A 20770-nucleotide genomic window follows, 5' to 3' on the forward strand; every position below is an offset into this window, starting at 1 on the left:
TGTCTCCTCCTAACGTCCGTTGGCCGCGCGAAGCGGCTGGTTATCGGAGTGTTTCCGGTCGAGGGTCCTTAAACCCTCGACGATGACCGCCATGCGGCTGCCGAGAGAGCCCTTGACCATCACTACGTCGCCGGGCTTGACCGCGGCCTGAACGATGGGGAGCAGGGCTACTGAATCACGCGCATGGGCGCCGCGACGGTCAGCGGGCAGCGCCTCGAACAACGCCGTCATGTCCGCACCGCAGGCAAAGAGCAGATCGACATCTGCTTCCAAAAGCGGCTTGGCCAGGCCGGCATGCAGGCTGCGGCTTTCCGACCCCAACTCCAGCATGTCACCCAGGATCGCGATCCGGCGGCTTCCCTCACGCGGCTTGGAGCGCCCCAGGACCGAGAGCGCCGCGCGCATGGATTCCGGATTGGCGTTGTAGCTGTCGTCGATCAACTCGAATGCGCCTTCGGGCATGGAGACCAACTCGCTGGAGCCGCGGCCCTTCAGAATCTTCAGGCGCGTGAATTGTGCGGCTGCCGTCGTCAGGTCCAGACCCAACGCCCGCACCACCGCCAAGACCGCAAGCGAGTTCATGACCCAATGTTCACCGGGCACCGCCAGGCTATAGTCAAAGGGCTTGCCGCCGATCAACGCGGAAACTGCGCTGCAACGGGCATAAAGCTCTGCGTTTACAAGACGAAGCTGGGCTTCGGCCGACTTGCCGAAGGTCTGAAACCGGGTCACGCCGCACGCTTCGGCGCGGGCCCGCAATAGACCGTAGTACTCGCTGGAGGCATTCAGAATAGCGGCGCCTCCAGGCTGCACGCCCTCAAAGATTTCGGCCTTGGCCTCGGCGATTGCGGCGCCTGTCTTGAAGAAAGCGAGATGAGCGCGGGCGATGGTCGTGATAACCGCCACTTCCGGCTGCACCAGAGCCACCAGATCGCGAATCTCGCCCGGATGGTTCATGCCCAATTCGAACACACCGAATTCAGCGTCACGCGGCATGCGTGCGAGCGACAACGGGACGCCCCAGTGATTATTGAAGCTGGATACGCTGGCGCTCACCTTGCCGAATGGCGAGAGCACCAGGCGCAAAGCCTCCTTCGTTCCAGTTTTCCCGGCGCTGCCGGTCACCGCCACGATACGGGCCGATGAACGTTTGCGCGCAGCCCGACCCAGAGCCGTCAAGGCTTTGAGAGTGTCCTCGACCAGGATCAAAGGCGCGCCTTCCGGTGCGTCTTCCGGCATCCGGTGCACCAGCGCCGCCGTCGCTCCGTTAGCTAGAGCGGCGGCCACGAAATCATGCGCATCGTGATTGGGCCCCTGGAGTGCGACGAAGAGGTCTCCCGGTTGCAGGTTACGGCTGTCGATCGCAACACCGCCTGCGGTCCAATCCGCCCCTTTGGCCAATCCGCCTACAGCGTCCAGCACCTCGTCGCGTGTCCATAGCGGGGTCTGGGTCATACCTGCCCTCCCCGCGCAAGACGCCGCGCTATTTCGCTATCGTCGAACGGCAACACCTTGTCGCCGACGATCTGCCCGGTTTCATGTCCCTTGCCGGCGATCAGAACCAGATCGCCCGGATCGGCTTCAGCCAAGGCCGCCGCGATGGCGCCGCCGCGGTCGCTGACTTCCCGCGCTCCTGGCGCTGCAGCCAGAATCTCGGCGCGGATGGCAACGGGGTCCTCACTGCGTGGATTGTCGTCGGTCACCAGCACGACATCGGCCAAGCGCGTCGCAATCTCTCCCATCAGGGGACGCTTGCCACGGTCGCGGTCACCACCTGCGCCGAATACCACGATCAGACGACCTTCCGCATGGGGGCGCAAGGCTGTGAGCGCGGCTTCCAGCGCGCCGGGCTTGTGGGCATAGTCGACGAAGACCTGCGCGCCACTAACGGTCTGGGCGACCCGCTGCAGCCGTCCGGGAACGCCAACTAGTTTCGGCAAGGCCTCAAGGGCGACCGAGGGTTCCAGCCCTGTCGCCAATGCCAAGCCGAGTGCGGCAAGGACATTGTGCCCCTGGAAAGTCCCTATCAGATCAAGCTTGCCCTGCCAGTCCTGGCCCTTCATCCGCAGCGAAAGCGCGATTCCGTCGGGCAAAGCGCGGGCTTCGACGATGCGCAGGTCATCCCCGGCCAAGCCATAAGACAGAACCTCTATGCCCCGCTTTTCACAAAGCGCCGCAAGCCTGTCGAACTCCGGCGCATCGGCATTAAGAACGGCTGTTGCGCCCGTCGGCAACAGATCCCCAAACAGGCGTGCCTTGGCGTTGAGGTAGCTTTCCATGTCCGGGTGGTAATCCAGGTGATCCTGGGAAAGGTTGGTGAAAGCAGCCGCGCTGAACGTGAGCCCATCCAGCCGATACTGGTCAAGACCATGACTGGAGGCCTCCAAGGCCAAGTGCTCGTATCCGGCTTCTGCGACCTCCTTCAGGCAGGCATGAAGAGCGACCGGATCGGGCGTCGTCAGGTATGGCGGAGCCTTGCTGGCGGCCGTGGCCGGGATCAACCCGAGCGTGCCAAGGCTGGCCGCCTTGCGGTCCGCCAAAGTCCAGATTTGGCGCAGGAAATCGGCAACCGATGTCTTGCCGCTGGTACCGGTAACCGCGGCAATGGTGCGGGGTTGGCGGCCATGGAAGCGAGCGGCCATCTGCGCCAGCGTGCGACGCGGCTCGTCGGACGTCACCAGCGAAACCGGCCTTCCGTAATCTTTCAGGCTGGTGCCCACCGGGGCCAGCACCGCATCGGCGCCTCGGCCCACGGCCTGATCGATGAAGTCACGTCCGTCCACACGGGCCCCCGGTAGAGCCGCAAAGAGATCGCCCGGACGGACTTCCCGGCTATCTGCCGTCAATCCTCCGATCATCATCTCTTTCTGCTCCATCGCGGTTTGCACCTTAACTTCTTCCAGCCCTGTCAATAATTCAGTGAGTTGTCTGCCCGGCATCCGCCTTCGCCTCCAGGAGCGGTCCGAGTTCCCTCGGCGCCGGCAGTTCCAGATCACGACGCGCGACCCCCAGCAGCGGCGCGATCCGCTCGACGACGTTGCCGACGACGGGTGCTGCGACCCAGCCGCCGGTGGCGTAGCCATAGGTCCGCTTGAGGCCCTTGGGCTCATCGACCATGGCGAAAACGACATAGCGCGGGTTATCCATCGGGAAGGCGCCGACGAAGGAGGCTATGCGTGCGTTGTCTGAATAGCGCCCTCCGCGCAGCTTGTCGGATGTGCCTGTCTTGCCGCCGACCCTGTAGCCCTTCGCATTGGCAAACTTGCCGGTTCCCTCGACGACCACCTGGCGCATTAGCCAACGGACTTTCTCAGAGGTCTCGGCCTTCAGAACCCGCTCGCCACCGACAGGCTTGTTGGGCGGACGGCGTAGCAAGGTCATCGGCTTCTGGATTCCGCCGTTGACCACCGTCGCCATGGCACCGGCGAGTTGCAGCGGCGATACGGAAAGACCATGCCCGTACGACACGGTCATCATGTTGATTTCGCGCCACGGCAGCGGCACCAGGGGTGACCCGACCTCGGGCAACTCAATGGAAATCGGCTCCAGCAGACCAAGCGCTCCCAGATACTGTTGCTGCATCTCGGAGCCGATCTGCTCGACCATGTGCACCGTGCCGATGTTGCTGGAATAAATCAAGATTTCCGGCACGCTCAGCGCCCGCCCCTTGGGCTTGTAGTCATTGATGGTGAAGCGCGCGATGCGGATCGGCTTGGAAACATCGAAGCTGTCAGTGATGGAGACGCGACCGCTGTCCAACGCCATGGCGGCGGTGAAGACCTTGAAGACCGACCCCATCTCGTAGGTGCCCAACGTCGCCCGGTTGAAACGCGCATCGTTGCTGGCGGTTCCGACCTCGCTGGGCTCGAAGGTCGGCAGGGAGGCCATGGCCACCACTTCACCGGTTTCGACATCCAGCACCACGCCGGCAGCGCCAATGGCGCTGAACTCATTCATGGCAATGCCCAGCTCTTCGGCCAGCACATGCTGGACCCGGAGATCGACGGAAAGCGGCAGGGGTTCGGTACGGCCGCGCAATACCTCGTCGAAGGCCTGTTCCATGCCCGCCAAACCTCGATTGTCGATGTCGGTAAAGCCGACGATCTGCGCGGTCAGGGCCCCTTGCGGATAAACCCGCTTGTTCTCTTTCTGGAAGTACAAGCCGGGCACGCCCAGCGCATTGACTTCGAACTGTTCACGCGGAGACAGGTCACGTTTCAGATAAACAAAGGCACGGTCGCTGGACAGCAAACGCTCCAACCGCGGCTCGCTGACATCCACCAGCACGGCGGAGAGTTGCGCCGCCACGCGCTTGGGATTGTCGATCTGCCGGGCGTTTGCATAAAGCGATGCGGCAGGCAATGTAGTCGCAAGAACGATGCCGTTCCGATCGACGATGTCGGCGCGCCCGGTTTCCAGGCGTTCCGCATCACTGGTTGAAGCCACATGCGGCTCTTGACCTGGCTTGAAGACCGCCAGTTCGACCAAACGGACGGAGACGATAACAAAGGCGAAAGCGAAAATGGAGGCGGCCACGATTAAACGCGTGCGGCCCACGTCGATGCTTTGCTTGCGCCGACTACCGAGCACCACATTTGGCTGCCGCCCGGTCTGCATGTCGAGACCGAGCGGCGGGCAGGGAGAAACTGTGATGCTGGCGCTCCGTCGGAACAAGCGAGGGATCATTGCGTCCCTCCGAAGCTGGCGAGGGTCGCCCCTATGGTTGGTACGTGCGTCGCCGCATAAGTCGTCGCTTGATCTTTATGAACGTGGAGGTCGGCCTGCGCTGGAGAGGAGAACGCAGGTCCGACCCCGCTTGGCGCAGTCCCATCAGGAGAAGCTTGAGAGGGCGCAGCTACGAAGATAGGTCCAGACAAAGAAGGCTTCGGTTGCGGGAGAAGCGGCCCGGCATCGGCGGCGCGAAGCACAACGCCTTCCAGCCGAAGCGGCAATTCATCCAATTGAGCGGCGGCGAAGGTCACCGGCTGGCCATCGGACCCAACTTCAAGGTAACGCTGAGCCAGTTCGGAGATACGGGCCGGACGGTTCAGGTAGCTCCACTCCGCGCGCAACACCTGGATCGTTTCCTGCTCGTGCAGGATTCGAGCGTTCGCGGCGGCAAGCTCACCTTCAAGCTCCTGTACCTTGTATTTGACCTGGAACACGACGATCGCCATGACGATCCCCACGACGCTCCAGAGGAATGCGGACCAGCGGATCATGCGCGGCCTCCCTCAATGAACGAGCCATCCCGCTTGCGCGCGGCGCGCAGCCGGGCGGAGCGGGCTCGAGGATTGATCCGGATTTCTTCGTCGCTTGGCTTGAGCGCACCCTTGAACAGCAACTCCAGGGTCGCGGCCTCACGTGATTGGACTTGTGGAAGATGACGCGAGCCCCCTTCGCCGCCACTGCGGGCGCGCAGGAAGCTTTTGACGATGCGGTCTTCCAGCGAATGGAAAGAAACCACCACCAGGCGGCCGTTCGGCGCCAGTAAGGATTCGGCTGCGGCAAGACCACGCTCCAACTCACCGAGCTCGTCATTCACATAAATGCGCAGCGCCTGGAAGGTGCGGGTCGCCGGGTCGATGGCCTGCGCGCCGCCACCGCGAATTGCGCCACGCACCACTTCGGCAAGCTGCAGCGTGCGGGTGATCGGCGCTTCCTGGCGAGCCGCCACGATGGCGCGGGCGATGCGGCGCGACTGCCGCTCCTCTCCGTAACGGTAGATGATATCGGCCAGCGCGGCCTCTTCCTGATCGTTCACCACATCGGCCGCCGTCGCCCCCTCGCCGCCCATGCGCATGTCCAGTGGGCCGTCATGGCGGAAGGAGAAGCCGCGCTCGGCTTCGTCGATCTGCATGGAGGAGACGCCGATGTCCAGCGCCACGCCCTCGACCGCCTCGACGCCGTCGGCGTGCAGCAGACGGTCCATTTCGCCAAAGCAACCGGCCAAGAGGGTCAAACGTCCGTCGAAAGCCTTTACCAAGGCAGCCCCCGCCGCCAGGGCGGTCGGATCGCGGTCGATGGCCCAGACGCGGCAATTTGCCGCCTCCAGGATACCCCGGGTATAGCCGCCGGCGCCGAAAGTGCCGTCGAGATAGCGTCCGCCGTCATGCGGAACCAACGTCTCAAGGACTTCTCGAAGCATGACCGGAGCGTGGCGGTCTTGGGTCAGGTTCGTCATCACGCCCCCCCGTCCCGACGCGGCCGGATCGGCAAGGTCAGGCCCTTGGTGCGGGCGCGCTGACGAGCCTCTGCCTTGTGTGCTGCCAGGGCATCGGGCTGCCAGATCTGGAACAGCGGACCCTTGCCCACGAAACAGCCCCGATCGGTGATGCCCGCATGGGCCATCAACTCGGCGGGCAACACGATGCGCCCTTCCTTGTCCATGCCCAACGGCTGTGAATCTGAAAAGAGCGAGGTCGCCAGATCGTCCTGATCATCCGAGAAGAGGTCGATCTCGCTGATGCTCTCACCCAGTTGTTCGATGAAGTCCATCGCGCAGCCCTCGATGGCCGCAGCGCGGTAAGACGGAAACAGAACGACCGTTTGATTGTGGGGCTCGGGAAGCTGGGCACGGAACAGCGCGGGCACGGAAATCCGACCCTTGCTATCTAACCGGTTCTCGTAGGTGCCTAGAAAGGTGGCCACCTGTTGCTCCCGTTCGTTGCCCAGTTCAACGCCTTAGCCAGGGACTGCCTGGCGATTTATTCGGGTGTTATTCCCCTGGCGCTTTTCCCCCGGCGCCCTGTTGTCCCACGAGCGGTATGGACAAACGCACTGCCGCACACTCGCTTATGGGAATAAATGGGATATCATGGGAATTCATGGGCGTCAATGAAAAGCGCAGTAAAAAGCGCAGTCTCACAAGGCTTTACTCGACCCTCGCAATGCATCGAATAAGCCTAAAATCGTCATTAATTGCTGCAGCAAGCAATCAAGCAGTGGAATGTGGCGAGTTTTTGTTCCGGTTGTGTTCCCACAACGACAAAACCACGGGAAAACAAGGCGCTGTCACGCAGCGTGAATCTAAGTTCTTCTTTTGTTCTATTTAAAAGAAGACGCTTAGTCGGACTGCTGGGCAGATTGCGCGGCATCTTGAAACCGCGCCGTCAGTCGTTCGGCCAGCGCCCGTACACGCCTTGGCTGCGCTCTGCCGGGCGGAAACAACATCTGCAAGGGCGTTAGCGGCGAAGGATAGTCGGCAAGCACTTCGATCAGCCGCCCGGCCTCGATATCCGAGCCAACATCCAGTTCCGACTTCAGGGCGATCCCATGCCCTTCGAGACACCAACGGCGCACTTGCGCCCCATCGTTGGACACCCTGTCGCCGCGCACGGTAACAATCTGCTGCACCGTCCCTGGGCCAAAGCGCCAAACATTATCCAGGTTCATCCCAAACCGCATGTTCAGGCAATTGTGGTTTTTGAGATCGACCGGCTTGTTCGGCGTACCGTGCTTTTCCAGATAGATCGGCGCCGCGCAGACGATGCGCCGATGTCGGCCCAGGCTTCTGACGCGCAATGTACTGTCGGTCACCGTGCCAAACCGCAAGGCGATGTCAAAACCTTCACCCACGATATCCACATAGCCGTCCGATAGAAAAAGCTCGACGGAGATAGCTGGGTGTTCCGCCAGGAAGGCGTTGATCTCCGCTGAAACGACGGCCTGCCCAAGATCGCTGGGAGCGCTGATGCGAATAGGGCCGGATAGCGTCTGCGCGCCGAAACGGATGCGGGTTTCCAGGTCCTCGATCTCACCCAGCACCTGCTTGGCGCCCTCCACCAGAGTTCGCCCCTCCTCCGTCAGGCTGATCGCCCGCGTCGTGCGATTCAACAAGACAACGCCGAAATGCGCCTCCAGAGCGGCCAACCGTTCCGATACGGTCGTCGAGGACAGGCCCGCCTCGCGACCGGCCGCCGTCAGGCTGCCACGCTCAACGATTTGCAGAAAAAGAGCGATGTTGTTCAAAAGCATTATACGGATTTTCCGGATTATCTTTTCGTATTCTGCCTGTTTTTCCGGTTTTGGCAAGCAGCTATATATCTCTGATCATTTGCCGGGGATTCTCGAATATGACCAAGTTGACCATTGTCGCAAACATTCATGCCACCCCCGACCAGATCGACTTGGTCAAAGCCGAGCTTGTGAAGTTGGTGCCAACCACGCGCGCGGAAGCGGGGTGCATTCAGTATGACCTGCACCGCGACGACGATGACCCAGCGCACTTCATGTTCTACGAAACCTGGGAAACCCGCGCGCTGTGGCAAACTCATATGAATGCCCCGCACCTCACCGCCTTTATGGAAGCCACGAACGGCGCCGTCGCGGAATTCACGCTCAATGAGATGACCGTCATCGCCTGACCGCCCCAGGTTGGTTGCCAACCAAGCCCACGCGTTTTGCCGCCGCGATCGCCGGTTCTCATTTTGAAACAAGGAACGGATCATGCAAAAAACCATTCTCATTACCGGGTCGACTGACGGCATCGGGTTGGAAGCTGCCAAGATGATGGCGACGGACGGCCATAACCTGCTGCTGCATGGTCGCAATGCGAAAAAGCTGGACGACGCAGGCCGAATGCTGGCGGCGCTAGCCGGCGGTGGGCGTATTGAAACCTACTTGGCCGACCTGTCGCGCATTGCCGACGTCGAGGCGCTTGCGACCGCGGTTGCCGCAAAGCATGAGACGCTAGACGTGCTGATCAACAACGCCGGCGTCTACAAGTCGGCGAGCCCCATAACACCCGACGGGCGCGACGTGCGTTTCGCAGTCAACATCATTGCACCCTATCTGCTGACACAGCGGCTGTTACCTCTGCTGGACGCTTCGGGGCGGATAATCAATCTATCCTCCGCCGCACAATCCCCAGTCGATCCCAAGGCTCTTGCCGGACAGGTCCGCCTGTCCGACGGCGCCGCCTATGCGCAAAGCAAACTGGCGGTCACCATGTGGTCTTTCCATTTGGCCTCGGTGCTCAAAGAAGGTGGCCCGGCAGTCATCGCTGTCAATCCCGGATCCCTGCTCGGCAGCAAGATGGTGAAAGAAGCTTTCGGCATAGCCGGCGGCGATATTCGCATAGGTGCGGACATTCTCAAACGCGCTGCCTTGGATGCGTCTTTCGCCAAGGCCTCCGGGCAATATTTCGACAACGATAAAGGCCAGTTTTCAGCCCCTCACCCCGACGCGCTCGATCCCGGCAAAACCGAAGAGATCATCGGCGTGATCGAGCGCCTCCTGGCGAAAACACCAACCCACGACTAACCGCTTCCCGGATACAGGAGAACATCCAATGAAGGCCGTCGCTCTGACACACTATCTGCCCGTCGAGGACCCGAATGCGTTTCTCGACATAAATTTGCCCAAGCCGACGCCGTCGGGCCGGGATATCTTGGTGGCCGTAAAGGCCGTCTCAATCAACCCGGTCGACACCAAGCTCCGCGCACCGAAGGACAAGGTTGAAGATACGCCCCGCATACTCGGTTGGGATGCCAGCGGTATCGTCGAGGCTGTTGGTCCTGACGCTACGCTCTTCAAGGTGGGCGACGCGGTCTACTACGCGGGCGATGTCACCCGATCCGGAACCAATGCCGAGTACCAGCTCGTCGACGAGCGTATCGTCGGCTCAAAGCCGCAGTCCCTTAGCTTCGCCGAGGCAGCGGCGCTTCCGCTGACGACGATCACCGCCTACGAGGCCTTCTTCGACCGTCTCGGCATTGATCGCGATGGCGCCGACAAGGGTCAAACCGTCCTTATCATCGGTGCCGGCGGTGGCGTCGGTTCGATTGGCATTCAGCTCGCCAAGGCTGCCGGGCTTGTGGTGATCGCCACTGCCTCGCGTCCGGAAACTTCAAGCTGGGTAAAAGAGCTTGGTGCAGATCACGTGGTAAACCACCGTGAACCCATGGTAGAGCAGGTTCGCGCTCTGGGATTCCAGCATGTCGATCACATCGCGATTTTCAATGACATGCGCCACTGGGAAACGGCGGTCGAGCTTATCCGGCCGCAGGGTGGGATCGTGACCATCGACGATACCGATCTGCCGATGCCGATGGAAGGCATGAAGTTGAAGGCGGCCAGCCTTCATTGGGAGTTCATGTTCACCCGCTCTATGTTTGAAACGCCGGATATGATCGAGCAGCACAATCTGTTGAACTATGTTGCTGCGGAAATTGACGCAGGACGTATTCGCACGACCCTCGACAAGGTGCTGACGCCGATCAACGCCCAAAACATTCGGGCCGCTCATGCCCTTATTGAAACCGGGCAAGCGAAGGGCAAGGTGGTCGTCGAATCCTTCTGACCGGAGTTTGGGCCATCGGTCCGCGAACACTGCGAGACGCTATCGCCCGATCTTCAAATCGGAGGTCGGGCGGTCGGCGATACCCCCAGTTGAAGTGCTTTCAGTCCAGCGGCAGTTTCATGCCGATATGACTGGCCTTGAAACCGAGGCGTTCATAAAAGCGGTGGGCGTCCGGGCGCGTCTGATCGGTGGTGAGCTGTACGAGGCCACACCCTAAAGAGCGCGCGCGCTCAATGGCGAAGGCCATCAAACGTTGACCGACCTGCTGGCCACGTTGGGAAGAGGCGACGCGCACGCCTTCGATCTGTGCGCGGGACATGCCGCGTCTGCTGACACCGTGAATGACCGTAAACTGCAAACAGCCGACAACCGCACCGTCGATCTCGGCCACCAAAAGCTCATTGCCGCCTTGCATGGACATCGCGGCGAAGGCTTTTCCATAGGCTGGATCTAGCACTTTGCCGTTTGGTCCCGGCGGGACTTCACGACCGGCGCCCAGACTATCAGCGGCCAGGAGCGCGACAACGCTGGGCAGGTCGGCTTCGCGGGCCGGACGGATCATCAGGGGCGTCGTCTCGCTGTTTGGTTCTTGGGACATGTGCGTCACCCTTCCCGCCCCGTGGGACTTGTAGAAAAAATAAAGAGCCAGATGGCCTGTAAGCCGGGTTCTGTCCGAAAGGCCGAAGCCTCCCGAGATGGCCATTCATCTGGGACGCCCGTTACCGGACGCCTCGCGCGACCGACCCGGACGGCGGCGCGAAAACCCGCCTGAACTCTCAAGGAGCCCTGCCGTCCCTACTTGGTCTTGCTCCCGGTGGGGTTTGCCCTGCCGCTTCCGTTGCCGGTCGCGCGGTGCGCTCTTACCGCACCCTTTCACCCTTACCTCCGGCGTCCCTTGCGGAACGTTCCGGGTGGCGGTTTGCTTTCTGTGGCACTTTCCCTAGGGTCGCCCCCGCCGGGCGTTACCCGGCACCGTGTTTCCGTGGAGCCCGGACTTTCCTCCCCCGGCGCCCCGGGCTTGCACCCGAAACGCCAAAGGCAGCCATCCGGCCATCTGGCTGGGTTCTATGTACGCTGGGCCACCGTCTGGATCAAGCCAGCGGTTGCGTAGCTGCCGCCAACCAAGTGCGGTCGGCTTCGTCCAGGTGCTGGCCCACGGTGGCAAAGACGCGGGCGTGATAAGCGTCGATCTGCGCCTGCTCCTCTCCAGTCAGAAGATCGAGGCGGATGACACGCCGGTCGTAGGGTGCGAGCGTCAGGGTATGGAACCCCAGCAGAGGACGCTCGCGTCCCGGCAGATCGATCTCCTCCACCACCTCCAGGTTCTCGATGCGGATGCCGTAGGCGCCCGGCTTGTAGTACCCCGGCTCGTTGGAAACGATCATGCCCGGCTGCAAGGCGATGCTGTTGGGAACCTTGGAGATACGCTGCGGCCCCTCGTGCACCGACAGGAAGCTGCCGACGCCATGGCCCGTGCCGTGATCGAAATCGAGGCCCGCCTGCCAAAGATACTGTCGCGCAAGAGCATCGATCTGACTGCCGGTGGTGCCCTTCGGGAAGCGCTGGCGACCCAGCGCCAGATGCCCCTTCAGAACCAAGGTATAGCGTTCGGCCATTTCCACGTTGACCTCGCCGATCGGCAGCGTGCGGGTGACGTCGGTCGTGCCGTCGGAATACTGTCCGCCGCTATCCACCAGATAGAATTCACCGCGCGTCAGCGGCCGGTTGGTCTCTTCTGTTACCCTGTAGTGGTTCAGCGCACCGTTCGGACCGACGCTTGAAATGGTATCGAAGGAGAGGTCCCGCAGCTTCCCGGTCTCGCGCCGCAAGCCATGGAGCTTGTCCGCCGCCTCCATCTCGGTGATCGGATTGCCGCTATCGGCCCGCGCGCAAGCCTCTCGATCCAGCCAGGCCAGGAACCGGATCAGCGGCACGGCGTCGCGTTCGTGCGTGCGCTTGGTTCCGGCAACCTCGACCGGATTCTTGCAGGCCTTGGCAAGCTGGCAGGGGTCGGGCGCATAAAGCAGCTTGGCGCCAGCCGCCGCCAACCGTCGGAAGAACCAAATACCCGCCGAACCAGGGTCGGCGAGAACCTTGGCGCCGCGCGCACCCAGGCCATCAAGCGCCGCACCCAAAGCGTCCGGGTCTTGTAGTCGCACGGAATTCCCAAGTGTTCGCGCCAGAGCCGGCGTCACCTTGCGTTTATCGACGAACCAGTCGAGCGCCCCATCGGCATGCAGCACCGCAAAGGACAGGCAAAAGGGTGTGCGCGGCACATCCGCGCCCCGCAGGTTCAAAAGCCAGGCGATGGAATCAGGCAAGGTCAAGACCGCCGCCTCGGCTCCCCGCTTGGCGAGATCATCCGCCAAAGCGGCGCGCTTATCCTCGCTGCTGCGCCCCGCGAACTCCAAGGGATGCGGGATCGCAGGCGATAGGGGTGCGGGTGGCTGCGCCCCCCAGGCATGATCAACCAGGTTGTCGTCAAGCGGCACCAGTTCGATACCGCCCGGCGCCAGAGCCTGAATCAGGGCCTCGACCTGAGTCGGTGTGTGCAGCATAGTGTCGTAGCCCACGCGGCCGCCATTCGGCAGCTTTTCCAGCAGCCATTCGGCAGGCGGCTGCTCTGTGACGTGCAGACGCTCAAAATGCGCGCCATCAACTTGCTGCTCAAGCTGCAAGGTATAGCGCCCATCAGAAAAGATCGCCGCTGCTTCCTCTAGAACCAATGCAATGCCCGCGGAGCCGGTGAAGCCGGTCAACCATGCCAGCCTGTCGGCGCGCTTTGGCACATACTCGCCCTGATGTTCGTCTGCGCGCGGCACAAAAAAGCCATCCAGTTCGCGCTCGGCCATCGCCGCACGCACGCCGGCGAGCCGCTCGGCAATCGATGGCCGCTTCTTTGGACCGGCGGATCGACGCCGCGCCTTGAGATCCTGGAAGACGCGAACCAGTTCCGGTGATGGACTTTCGCTCACCAACGCGGTCCAGGCGAGGGAATCCTCACCCTCCGGCGCCGCCAGAACGCCGTCCAACAAGGCCTCCAAATCGTCCAGTTCGAGCACGATACCGTTCTGTCTCAGCAGCTCGACAAGCTCTGCATCAGACGCGGGGCTTCCTTCACCAGCAGTCATTCCACAACCCTTCAAATCCAAACCAGGAACTTAAAAATCGTTTTATTCCGGTACGTTCTACCGCGTTTCTAGTCATGCTGCGGCTGCAATGCTGCAGTGCAAAACGGCCACTTCTCAGCCATGCATCCCAGCGCCATCTTCCAGTCCATGAAGGCAACGTCGGCATGGAGCTAACGTCGCTTAGAGATAAGCTCGCAATAAAGGCTTGCATAGTGTCAAGTTGAGGTGACTGAGATGTACTACGAGAAAACCCTAATCAACGACGCGATCCTGGCACAGGCGCGCCGTGAGCAGTCCGAGTTGTTTCGGGCGTTTTTCGCTTCCTTGGGCAACAAGTTGTTCAAGGGCATTCCTGAGCGTCTGCGTCGCGCTTACCAGCGCCGCCGCACCATGATCGCGCTTGAGCGTCTGGACGAACGCACGCTGGCCGATATCGGCTTGGCTCCGGGCATGATCCGTCGCGCTGCGATCAGTGCTGCCGATTTTGCCTACGATCAGGAGATGCGTGGCGTTTCCAAGCCGACCTTCCTGACGCCGGCTCAGGCCATGAATCAGGCCGACGGATTCGCTGCCAAGCGGGTTGCCAACAGCAACCGCCAGAAGAAAGCTGCGTAAAGCATACCCTGCTTTCCGGCAGACCTGTACTGAACGAAAGGGACGGCGCTCCGTTGAGGGGCAGCCGTCCTTTTCGCGTTTCAGGGTTGGTCGGTCCCCGGACCTTTACAACGGGCGGCGAAGGACCAGCGTCATCCACTCATCCAGCGGGTAGCGCGCCACCAACTCCAGCCCTACCTCAAGGTGGCGGTCTCCGACTTCGCGTTCCTGGTGATCGAGCAGCCCGGACAAGACAGCATAGCCGCCCGATGCCAGATTGGCCGCCAGATCATCGGCCATCTCGCAGAGCGGCCCGGCTAGAATATTGGCAACGATCAAATGGTAGGGTGCCGAGTCGCGCACGACGTCGCTGTTGTAGCCATCAGACAGCTCCGCCCGCACTGCAGATGATAGGCCGTTGAGGCGCAAGTTTTCCTGGGCGACCAGAACGGAATCCCTATCGTTGTCTACTGCCAGCACCGGCCTGGACCAAAGCCGCGTCATGGCCATGGCCAACACGCCGGAACCGCAGCCCATATCGAGCGCCCGCTCGTAGACGACCCCCTGTTCATGCAGGTCCTGCAAGGCCAACAGACAGCCGCGCGTGGTCTCGTGCCGACCGGTCCCAAAGGCCTGATTGGCATCGATCAACAGCGAAATGCTACCCTCGGGCGGTGTTTCCGTTACATGCGAACCATGAATGTAGACCCGTCCGGCGGTAATCGGCGGCAAAGATTTCTGACTCTCCGACACCCAATCGGTCGGGGGCAGGGGTTCTGCCTTGTAAGCTGGCGCATTCTGGCCGAGACCGCTGGCCAACGCCGCCAATGACACCGCCGCCGTCAAGGCCGCGCGATCCGGCTCTTGCCCTAGATAAAGTACCACCGGCACCACACCTTTATCGTCGGGGCCACCCGTAACCAATGCGCCGCCTAGCGGCATCAATGCCTCTTCCAGAACTGCCAGCCCGTCGGCCGGAAATTCCAGGTCCACACGCCAGCCGTTGCCGCCATCGTCCGATTTTGTCATTAGCCCGCCTGATCTTCGGGGACGACGAAGGAGGCCATGACCTTCTTGTCGCCCGCCTTATCGAAGGAAATGGAAAGGCGGTCGCCTTCCCGCTCGATCACCACACCATAGCCGAATTTCTGGTGGAAAACGCGCTGACCAATCTTGAATCCGGACTTGGAAAGCTGCCCGACTTCTTCGGCCACGCCGTCGATAAACCGCTTCGGCGCAGCACCCCTCGCGTGGCTCTGGGCCCGGCGATAACCGGGTGTCGTGCGCCCCTGCCCCCAGTCTGAGAAGCCTGCGAAGCCCGAGAAGCCCCCGTAGCCGCCGCCTCTGCTGCCATAGAGGCCGGCATCGCTCTCGACCTCCACGTGGTCCTTGGGTAACTCGTCCAGGAACCGTGAAGGCAAGGCCGCCGCCCAAGAGCCATGCAGACGCCGGTTCGCAACGAAGGATATGACCACCCGCTTGCGCGCTCTGGTCAGGCCCACGTAGGCCAGGCGCCGCTCCTCTTCCAAGCCGCGCAGTCCCGTTTCGTCCAGGGCTCGCTGATTGGGAAACAGCCCTTCCTCCCAGCCCGGCAGGAAGACGCTATCGAACTCCAGCCCTTTTGCGCCATGCAAGGTCATAAGCGTAACTTGCTCTTGGTCCAGGGTCTGGGTGTTCTCCATTACCAGACTGACGTGCTCGAGGAACTGCATCAAGCTGTCGAACTCGGCCATGGCGTTGACCAATTCCTTGAGGTTCTCGAGCCGCCCCGGCGCATCAACCGATTTGTCCAGCTGCCACATCTCGGTGTAGCCGGACTCGTCGAGGACAATCTCGGCCAACTCCGGGTGGGGTGTATCGCCGACCATACCGGTCCAGCGGTCGAGATCGGCAAGGAGACCGCCTAGGGAGCGCCTTGCCTGCGGCCGCAGTTCATCGGTTTCAACGATTTGCCGGGCAGCCTCGGTCAGGGGAATCTCAGCGGGACGTGCCAAGCCATGCAGCGACCGGATGGTTGCGTCGCCCAGCCCGCGTTTAGGTTTGTTGACGATGCGCTCAAAGGCCAGATCATCGCTCGGCGATTGCAAGAGCCGAAGGTAAGCCAGCGCGTCGCGTATTTCCGCGCGCTCATAGAAACGCGGGCCACCGACGACACGGTAGGGCAGTCCCAAGGTGATGAAGCGCTCTTCAAACTCGCGGGTTTGCGCGGTCGTGCGCACCAGGATCGCGATCTCGTCGAGCGAATGCCCCTTGCGCTGTAGGGTTTCGATTTCGTCGCCCACGTAGCGGGCTTCCGCCTCGCCGTCCCAAAGACCGCGAACCCGCACTTTCTCGCCTTCGCCGCCTTCAGTCCAGAGCGTTTTCCCGAGACGCCCGGCGTTCTGCTTTATCAGACCGCTGGCCGCACCCAGAATGTTTCCGGTCGAGCGATAGTTACGTTCCAGACGAACCAGTTTTGCGCCAGTGAAATCTTGCTCGAAACGCAGGATGTTGCCGACTTCCGCACCACGCCAGCCATAGATCGACTGATCGTCGTCTCCCACGCAACAAATGTTGTGATTGGCCTGAGCAAGCAGTCGCAACCAAAGGTACTGCGCCACGTTGGTGTCCTGGTACTCATCGACCAGAATGTATTTGAAGCGGCGATGATATTCCTCCAGCACGTCCGGATGCTTCTGAAACAACGTCAGACAGTGCAGCAACAGGTCGCCAAAATCGCAGGCGTTCAACGTAATCAGTCGTTCCTGATACTGGCGGAAGATTTCCACGGCGCGGCCCGCCGCCATCTCGCCGCCGTCGGTCGTCTTCAGGCGGTCGGGCGTCAGCCCCTTGTCCTTCCAGCGCTCGATGGCCGAGAGCACGGCCCGAGCGGGCCATTTCTTGTCGTCGATCTGCTCGGCTCTCAGAAGCTGCTTGACCAGCCGGATCTGATCATCGGTATCGATGATAGTGAAGTTCGAGGCGAGGCCAAGGCGCTCTGCATGTTTGCGCAGTATGCGCGCAGCCAAGGCGTGGAACGTGCCCAACCACCAACTCTCAACATGATCAACACCCAGCAGAGAGCTGACACGGTCTTTCATCTCCCGCGCCGCCTTGTTGGTGAAGGTCACGGCCAGAAGCTCCCCGGGCAGGCAACGGCGGGTGTAGAGCAGATGCGCAAGACGGGTGGTCAACACCCGCGTCTTACCGGTACCCGCCCCTGCCAGGACCAGGACGGGCCCGTCCAGGGCCTCGACCGCCTCCCGCTGGGTGGGGTTGAGCTTTGCAAAATAAGGTGGTGTGGCCGCCGCAGCGGCTGAAATCGAATCGGCCATGGCGGGCAATATAGCGCAGCCGGGACGCGCCTGCACGCCGTCGCCCGTCCTGTTTTACAAAAAAAGTGGACCGCCCGAAAGCAGCCCACTTCCTTGAAAGTCGCCTGAGAAGAACGCCCCTTGGAACGGCGTCTCGATATCAGGCAGCTTCGGTTATGCGCTTCGTCGCTTCTTCGGTCGTCCAGAGCGCATTGGCGATGTAGCGGAAGTTTATGAGTGCTGCCATATATCCGTCACCCTCCGGCAACATGGCTGCGGCTGTTGCGTCACGTACCACCGCGACCTCGTAGCCTTGTTCCAGCAGTTCATGCAGGTGCGCCTGAACGCAAAGGTTCGCCGACATGCCCGCCAGGATCACCTTGTCGATTCCCGCCTTGCGAAGCTGCAGACTAAGATCGTTGGCTTCCGGACCATACACCTTGTGCAGCGAGGCGATGATGGTCTTGCCGTCTTCGATGTAAGGTTTGTATTCCGGCATGAAGTCTGCGCCCGACCCTTCAAAGCCGTCTGTCGACAGCGGACCCTTGCGATCGAACATGCCAATCGCATGCATCAATTTCTCAAGCGGACCGCCGAACTTCCAGCCATGATCGGTGGGGTAGTAGTAATGGGGCGAGATCGCCACCGTCATGCCAACCGACTTGGCGGCTTTCAACAGCTTGCCGATGTTCTCGACCGTACCGTTGGATTCAACACTGGCGCCCACTACGCCCCAGGTCACACCATCCGGGCTCAAAAAATCGATTTGGGGGTCGGTGATGACCAGAGCGGTGTTTGCCAGATTTACGTCGACATCGGTCTGCGGCAGCGCTGGTTCGGCAGGGTCGGCATAGGGCCCCTCACCCGCCGCCTCGGCGATTCCAATGCCGCCGGAAAGGCCGACACCGGCTGCGACCGCGGCAGCGGCGCCACCTCCCATCAACAGCTTCCTGCGGCTTTCATGAATCTCCTCGCTATCAGGCGCAGACCCTTCATTGTGATGATCGCAACATTTCATTTCTAATCCCTCCAATTCATCAACAGGCCGGATGCGTCATTGCACCACGCTTCTGCAACGCAGCTTCGGGGTAACGGCGAGCCCTTAGGTCGTTCATTTGTGCCTTATCGTCCAGTTTGGTGTTGGCGCAACTGCCATGCGGGTGTATGCATCCTTGGGAGCTTTAGAATCCTTGAAGGCCTTTTGATGCTGCTGAACAACCTGCTTGATGCGACCGAGGTAACCGTGGAGCCCTTCGCGATCTGCGAGGTCGAGACGGGTGCGGCGCTAGACCTTGGCGCGCACGCGGTGCCGACGATCCATTATCTGCTGCAAGGTTCGGCCGAGATTAGCTTTACGCAGGATCGTCGTTTGCTGCTGCATCCCGGCACGGTCGCTATCATCCCCGCGCACTGGCACCAGCACATGACCGCGCGCTGGACCGACGAAGCGCTAACGTTGACCGGCGAGCCGATTGCCTCGGGCGTAAACAGCAACTGTTGTCGTGACCTCGACCCAAGTTGGCGGCACCATCTGGTGCTTCGCGAAACGCATGACCCGCTTGGCCAGGAAGCCACCGGTCAACCCCGCACGGTCATGGCCTGCAGCCTGCTGCGCGCAAGCTTTTGCGCCGGGACAGGACTGTTTGATTATCTCGACGAGCCAATAATCGCACGTGCGCTGCCGAACGATCCCCTCGGCTGGACGCTGAACCGGCTGCTGGAAGAACTGGCGACCCCCCGGCCTGGCAGCCTAGCTAGTGCCCGTGTCCTGCTGAAGGAGAGTCTGATCCTGCTGCTACGCGGGCACTGCAAGGAGGAGGACTGCCGCCTCCCCTGGTTGGCAGCGCTGGAGGACGAGCGTTTGGCGAGATCGCTCCTGGCGATGACCAACGATCCCACCGCGCCGCATGATCTGGAGAGCTTGGCGGCTCTCGCGGGTATGAGCCGGTCCAGTTTTGCCCAGCGCTTCTCGGACGCTTTCGGCCGCGGCGCGATCGACCTACTGATTGAGCTGCGTCTGAAGCATGCAGCCCAACTTCTGAGCGGCAGCAGCCTGCCCATTGACCGGATCGCGCAGAAAGTCGGCTATCAAAGCCGAAGCTACTTCACGCGCGCTTTTCAAACGCGTTTCAAGATAGCGCCGGGAGCGTATCGGCGGCGGAGCCGCCAGGTCGCGAAGTAACACACCGCTTGTTTACTTCCCACCCCCTTGACCTCCGAGACCAAGTGCACGCAAGAATGCCGTCGGCCTTCATGGTGAAGGCCCGACCAGACGAAGACCAAGACCGAAAGGGATAGATTTGATGGCAGCAGAGGTCCAAAAATTCACTCTTGCACCTGCTGGACCAGGTAGCAGCCGGGAGTTATTCGCCCTTTTCTACGGGAAGAGGAACGCGCGAAAAAAGGCCTATATTCAGGCTGCCATCCACGCAGACGAAACACCTGCGCTGCTGGTTGCTCATCACCTGCGCCGGCTTCTCGATCAAGCCGCGGGCAAAGGCCGGATTCTGGGACAAGTCGTCTTGGTGCCCTTCGCCAACCCGATCGGCCTTTCACAGATCGTCAATGACGAACTGTCAGGACGCTATGAAGTAGGCGGCAAGGGCAATTTCAATCGCAACTGGCCGGACCTCTTCGCGGTTGTGGAAAAGCGGCTCGACGGCTTGATCGGTGAGGACCCCGTCACTAACCAGAAGGTTTTTCGCACGGCAGTGGTCACATGGCTCAACGACTGGAAACCGAATAGCGAGATGGAGACTTGGCGCAAGACGCTGCTCGGTCTGGCCTATGATGCCGATATCGTACTCGACCTTCATTGCGACGACGACGCCTTGATGCACCTCTTTATCGCTCCACAATCCTGGCCGGATGCCGCCGACCTTGCGGCGGATCTTGGCTGTGCGGCGGTCATGACGGCAGAAGATTCGGGCGGCGGTTCGTTTGACGAATGTTTCTCTGCTCCTTGGACCAAACTGGCGCGTGCCTTCCCGGATGCGAACATTCCAGCGCCACCGCTATCGGCAACCGTCGAGCTTCGCGGCAGGCCCGATGTGGACGACGCCACCGCCGAAAAAGACGCCTTGGCAATATTCAAGGCGCTACAGCGCCGCGGAATTATCGACGGTGAAGCGCCACCACCCGCCAAGCCCATCTGCGACGCCACCGATTTGCGCGCAACCGAAATTCTGCGCGCGCCAATGGCGGGGGTTGTGTCCTATAAAGCAGCGCTTGGCCAGCAGATCAAAGCTGGCGATCTGATCGCTGAGATCGTCGATCCGGCGGCCGATACCTTGGGACGAGCGAGGGTGCCGCTACACGCCGGGACAAACGGCGTTCTTTTGTCTAAACGCCAGCACAAGTGGGCCGTTCCGGGTTTTTCGATTGCGAAGATTGTTGGTGAGGAAATCCTCGAGGATCGGGTCGGTGTCTTGCTGGAAAATCGCTGACCG

Annotated in this window: 18 protein-coding genes and 1 other RNA gene; 6 read left to right on the forward strand and 13 right to left on the reverse strand. The window is 61.3% G+C overall.

Annotation, left to right across the window (positions count from 1 at the left end; translation table 11 throughout):
- Positions 1 to 9: 9 nt before the first annotated feature.
- The 7 genes from ABIE63_RS02630 to ABIE63_RS02660 all read right to left on the reverse strand — a co-directional run bounded on the left by ABIE63_RS02630 (position 10) and on the right by ABIE63_RS02660 (position 7977).
- Positions 10 to 1455 (reverse strand): UDP-N-acetylmuramoylalanyl-D-glutamyl-2,6-diaminopimelate--D-alanyl-D-alanine ligase, encoded by a 1446-nt coding sequence (locus tag ABIE63_RS02630; RefSeq protein WP_354502557.1) that lies wholly within the window; start codon positions 1453 to 1455, stop codon positions 10 to 12.
- Entirely contained in the window at positions 1452 to 2939 is a 1488-nt protein-coding gene (locus tag ABIE63_RS02635) for a UDP-N-acetylmuramoyl-L-alanyl-D-glutamate--2,6-diaminopimelate ligase (protein WP_354502559.1), read from the reverse strand. The genes ABIE63_RS02630 and ABIE63_RS02635 overlap by 4 nt, the downstream gene beginning before the upstream one ends.
- Positions 2917 to 4686, reverse strand: coding sequence for a penicillin-binding protein 2 (locus tag ABIE63_RS02640; protein ID WP_221205734.1), 1770 nt, complete (start codon positions 4684 to 4686; stop codon positions 2917 to 2919). The genes ABIE63_RS02635 and ABIE63_RS02640 overlap by 23 nt, the downstream gene beginning before the upstream one ends.
- Positions 4683 to 5222 carry a hypothetical protein gene (locus ABIE63_RS02645; RefSeq protein WP_354502561.1) on the reverse strand — a complete coding sequence of 180 codons (540 nt, stop codon included), beginning with the start codon at positions 5220 to 5222 and terminating at the stop codon, positions 4683 to 4685. Before ABIE63_RS02645 ends, ABIE63_RS02640 begins: the two co-directional genes overlap by 4 nt.
- On the reverse strand, positions 5219 to 6184 hold the full coding sequence (gene rsmH, locus ABIE63_RS02650; protein ID WP_354502563.1) for a 16S rRNA (cytosine(1402)-N(4))-methyltransferase RsmH: 966 nt from the start codon (positions 6182 to 6184) through the stop codon (positions 5219 to 5221). Before rsmH ends, ABIE63_RS02645 begins: the two co-directional genes overlap by 4 nt.
- Positions 6184 to 6651, reverse strand: coding sequence for a division/cell wall cluster transcriptional repressor MraZ (gene mraZ, locus ABIE63_RS02655; RefSeq protein WP_354502565.1), 468 nt, complete (start codon positions 6649 to 6651; stop codon positions 6184 to 6186). The genes rsmH and mraZ overlap by 1 nt, the downstream gene beginning before the upstream one ends.
- Positions 6652 to 7065: 414 nt before the next feature.
- Positions 7066 to 7977: a LysR family transcriptional regulator gene (locus ABIE63_RS02660; protein ID WP_354502567.1), complete on the reverse strand. Its 912-nt coding sequence runs from the start codon at positions 7975 to 7977 to the stop codon at positions 7066 to 7068.
- Positions 7978 to 8075: 98 nt separating this feature from the next.
- Between ABIE63_RS02660 and ABIE63_RS02665 the strand changes: the two genes are divergently transcribed.
- The 3 genes from ABIE63_RS02665 (at position 8076) to ABIE63_RS02675 (ending at position 10303) form a co-directional block, all read left to right on the forward strand.
- Positions 8076 to 8366, forward strand: coding sequence for a putative quinol monooxygenase (locus tag ABIE63_RS02665; protein ID WP_354502569.1), 291 nt, complete (start codon positions 8076 to 8078; stop codon positions 8364 to 8366).
- Positions 8367 to 8448: 82 nt separating this feature from the next.
- Positions 8449 to 9264: an SDR family NAD(P)-dependent oxidoreductase gene (locus ABIE63_RS02670; protein WP_354502571.1), complete on the forward strand. Its 816-nt coding sequence runs from the start codon at positions 8449 to 8451 to the stop codon at positions 9262 to 9264.
- A gap of 28 nt (positions 9265 to 9292) precedes the next feature.
- Entirely contained in the window at positions 9293 to 10303 is a 1011-nt protein-coding gene (locus ABIE63_RS02675) for a zinc-binding alcohol dehydrogenase family protein (RefSeq protein ID WP_354502573.1), read from the forward strand.
- Between the two features lie 100 nt (positions 10304 to 10403).
- Here the strand turns inward: ABIE63_RS02675 and ABIE63_RS02680 are convergent, their stop codons facing one another.
- From ABIE63_RS02680 to ABIE63_RS02690, 3 genes are all read right to left on the reverse strand, one after another.
- Positions 10404 to 10901 carry a GNAT family N-acetyltransferase gene (locus ABIE63_RS02680; protein ID WP_354502575.1) on the reverse strand — a complete coding sequence of 166 codons (498 nt, stop codon included), beginning with the start codon at positions 10899 to 10901 and terminating at the stop codon, positions 10404 to 10406.
- 43 nt (positions 10902 to 10944) lie between these two features.
- Positions 10945 to 11361: RNase P RNA component class A (gene rnpB / locus ABIE63_RS02685), an RNA gene on the reverse strand.
- 33 nt (positions 11362 to 11394) lie between these two features.
- Complete coding sequence (locus ABIE63_RS02690) at positions 11395 to 13434, reverse strand: aminopeptidase P family protein (RefSeq protein ID WP_354502577.1); 2040 nt, start codon at positions 13432 to 13434, stop codon at positions 11395 to 11397.
- Between the two features lie 234 nt (positions 13435 to 13668).
- Here ABIE63_RS02690 and ABIE63_RS02695 point away from each other — a divergent pair, with 234 nt between their 5' ends.
- Positions 13669 to 14049: a DUF1127 domain-containing protein gene (locus ABIE63_RS02695; protein ID WP_354502579.1), complete on the forward strand. Its 381-nt coding sequence runs from the start codon at positions 13669 to 13671 to the stop codon at positions 14047 to 14049.
- 105 nt (positions 14050 to 14154) lie between these two features.
- Here ABIE63_RS02695 and ABIE63_RS02700 read toward each other — a convergent pair whose 3' ends face one another.
- The 3 genes from ABIE63_RS02700 to ABIE63_RS02710 form a co-directional block, all read right to left on the reverse strand.
- Complete coding sequence (locus tag ABIE63_RS02700; RefSeq protein ID WP_354502581.1) at positions 14155 to 15057, reverse strand: 50S ribosomal protein L11 methyltransferase; 903 nt, start codon at positions 15055 to 15057, stop codon at positions 14155 to 14157.
- On the reverse strand, positions 15057 to 17342 hold the full coding sequence (locus tag ABIE63_RS02705) for a UvrD-helicase domain-containing protein (RefSeq protein ID WP_354502884.1): 2286 nt from the start codon (positions 17340 to 17342) through the stop codon (positions 15057 to 15059). The genes ABIE63_RS02700 and ABIE63_RS02705 overlap by 1 nt, the downstream gene beginning before the upstream one ends.
- Before the next feature lie 139 nt (positions 17343 to 17481).
- Positions 17482 to 18339, reverse strand: a complete 858-nt coding sequence (locus ABIE63_RS02710; RefSeq protein ID WP_354502583.1) for a cysteine hydrolase — start codon at positions 18337 to 18339, stop codon at positions 17482 to 17484.
- 186 nt (positions 18340 to 18525) lie between these two features.
- Here ABIE63_RS02710 and ABIE63_RS02715 point away from each other — a divergent pair, with 186 nt between their 5' ends.
- Positions 18526 to 19503: an AraC family transcriptional regulator gene (locus ABIE63_RS02715; protein WP_354502585.1), complete on the forward strand. Its 978-nt coding sequence runs from the start codon at positions 18526 to 18528 to the stop codon at positions 19501 to 19503.
- A gap of 121 nt (positions 19504 to 19624) precedes the next feature.
- Entirely contained in the window at positions 19625 to 20767 is a 1143-nt protein-coding gene (locus ABIE63_RS02720) for a succinylglutamate desuccinylase/aspartoacylase family protein (protein WP_354502587.1), read from the forward strand.
- The last annotated feature ends 3 nt before the right edge of the window (positions 20768 to 20770 follow it).

The sequence above is a fragment of the Limibacillus sp. MBR-115 genome, assembly GCF_040549425.1.
Classification (GTDB): domain Bacteria; phylum Pseudomonadota; class Alphaproteobacteria; order Kiloniellales; family CECT-8803; genus Limibacillus; species Limibacillus halophilus.

What these genes read in the sequence shown, in the direction of transcription:
- ABIE63_RS02695 (WP_354502579.1), top strand. Translation starts at nt 13,669, where the DNA reads ATGTACTACGAGAAAACCCTAATCAACGACGCGATCCTGGCACAGGCG.
- ABIE63_RS02700 (WP_354502581.1), bottom strand. Translation starts at nt 15,057, where the DNA reads ATGACAAAATCGGACGATGGCGGCAACGGCTGGCGTGTGGACCTGGAA.
- ABIE63_RS02675 (WP_354502573.1), top strand. Translation starts at nt 9,293, where the DNA reads ATGAAGGCCGTCGCTCTGACACACTATCTGCCCGTCGAGGACCCGAAT.
- ABIE63_RS02640 (WP_221205734.1), bottom strand. Translation starts at nt 4,686, where the DNA reads ATGATCCCTCGCTTGTTCCGACGGAGCGCCAGCATCACAGTTTCTCCC.
- ABIE63_RS02660 (WP_354502567.1), bottom strand. Translation starts at nt 7,977, where the DNA reads ATGCTTTTGAACAACATCGCTCTTTTTCTGCAAATCGTTGAGCGTGGC.
- ABIE63_RS02665 (WP_354502569.1), top strand. Translation starts at nt 8,076, where the DNA reads ATGACCAAGTTGACCATTGTCGCAAACATTCATGCCACCCCCGACCAG.
- ABIE63_RS02715 (WP_354502585.1), top strand. Translation starts at nt 18,526, where the DNA reads ATGCTGCTGAACAACCTGCTTGATGCGACCGAGGTAACCGTGGAGCCC.
- ABIE63_RS02680 (WP_354502575.1), bottom strand. Translation starts at nt 10,901, where the DNA reads ATGTCCCAAGAACCAAACAGCGAGACGACGCCCCTGATGATCCGTCCG.
- ABIE63_RS02720 (WP_354502587.1), top strand. Translation starts at nt 19,625, where the DNA reads ATGGCAGCAGAGGTCCAAAAATTCACTCTTGCACCTGCTGGACCAGGT.
- ABIE63_RS02635 (WP_354502559.1), bottom strand. Translation starts at nt 2,939, where the DNA reads ATGCCGGGCAGACAACTCACTGAATTATTGACAGGGCTGGAAGAAGTT.
- ABIE63_RS02630 (WP_354502557.1), bottom strand. Translation starts at nt 1,455, where the DNA reads ATGACCCAGACCCCGCTATGGACACGCGACGAGGTGCTGGACGCTGTA.
- ABIE63_RS02670 (WP_354502571.1), top strand. Translation starts at nt 8,449, where the DNA reads ATGCAAAAAACCATTCTCATTACCGGGTCGACTGACGGCATCGGGTTG.
- ABIE63_RS02690 (WP_354502577.1), bottom strand. Translation starts at nt 13,434, where the DNA reads ATGACTGCTGGTGAAGGAAGCCCCGCGTCTGATGCAGAGCTTGTCGAG.
- rsmH (WP_354502563.1), bottom strand. Translation starts at nt 6,184, where the DNA reads ATGACGAACCTGACCCAAGACCGCCACGCTCCGGTCATGCTTCGAGAA.
- ABIE63_RS02705 (WP_354502884.1), bottom strand. Translation starts at nt 17,342, where the DNA reads ATGGCCGATTCGATTTCAGCCGCTGCGGCGGCCACACCACCTTATTTT.
- ABIE63_RS02645 (WP_354502561.1), bottom strand. Translation starts at nt 5,222, where the DNA reads ATGATCCGCTGGTCCGCATTCCTCTGGAGCGTCGTGGGGATCGTCATG.
- ABIE63_RS02710 (WP_354502583.1), bottom strand. Translation starts at nt 18,339, where the DNA reads ATGAAATGTTGCGATCATCACAATGAAGGGTCTGCGCCTGATAGCGAG.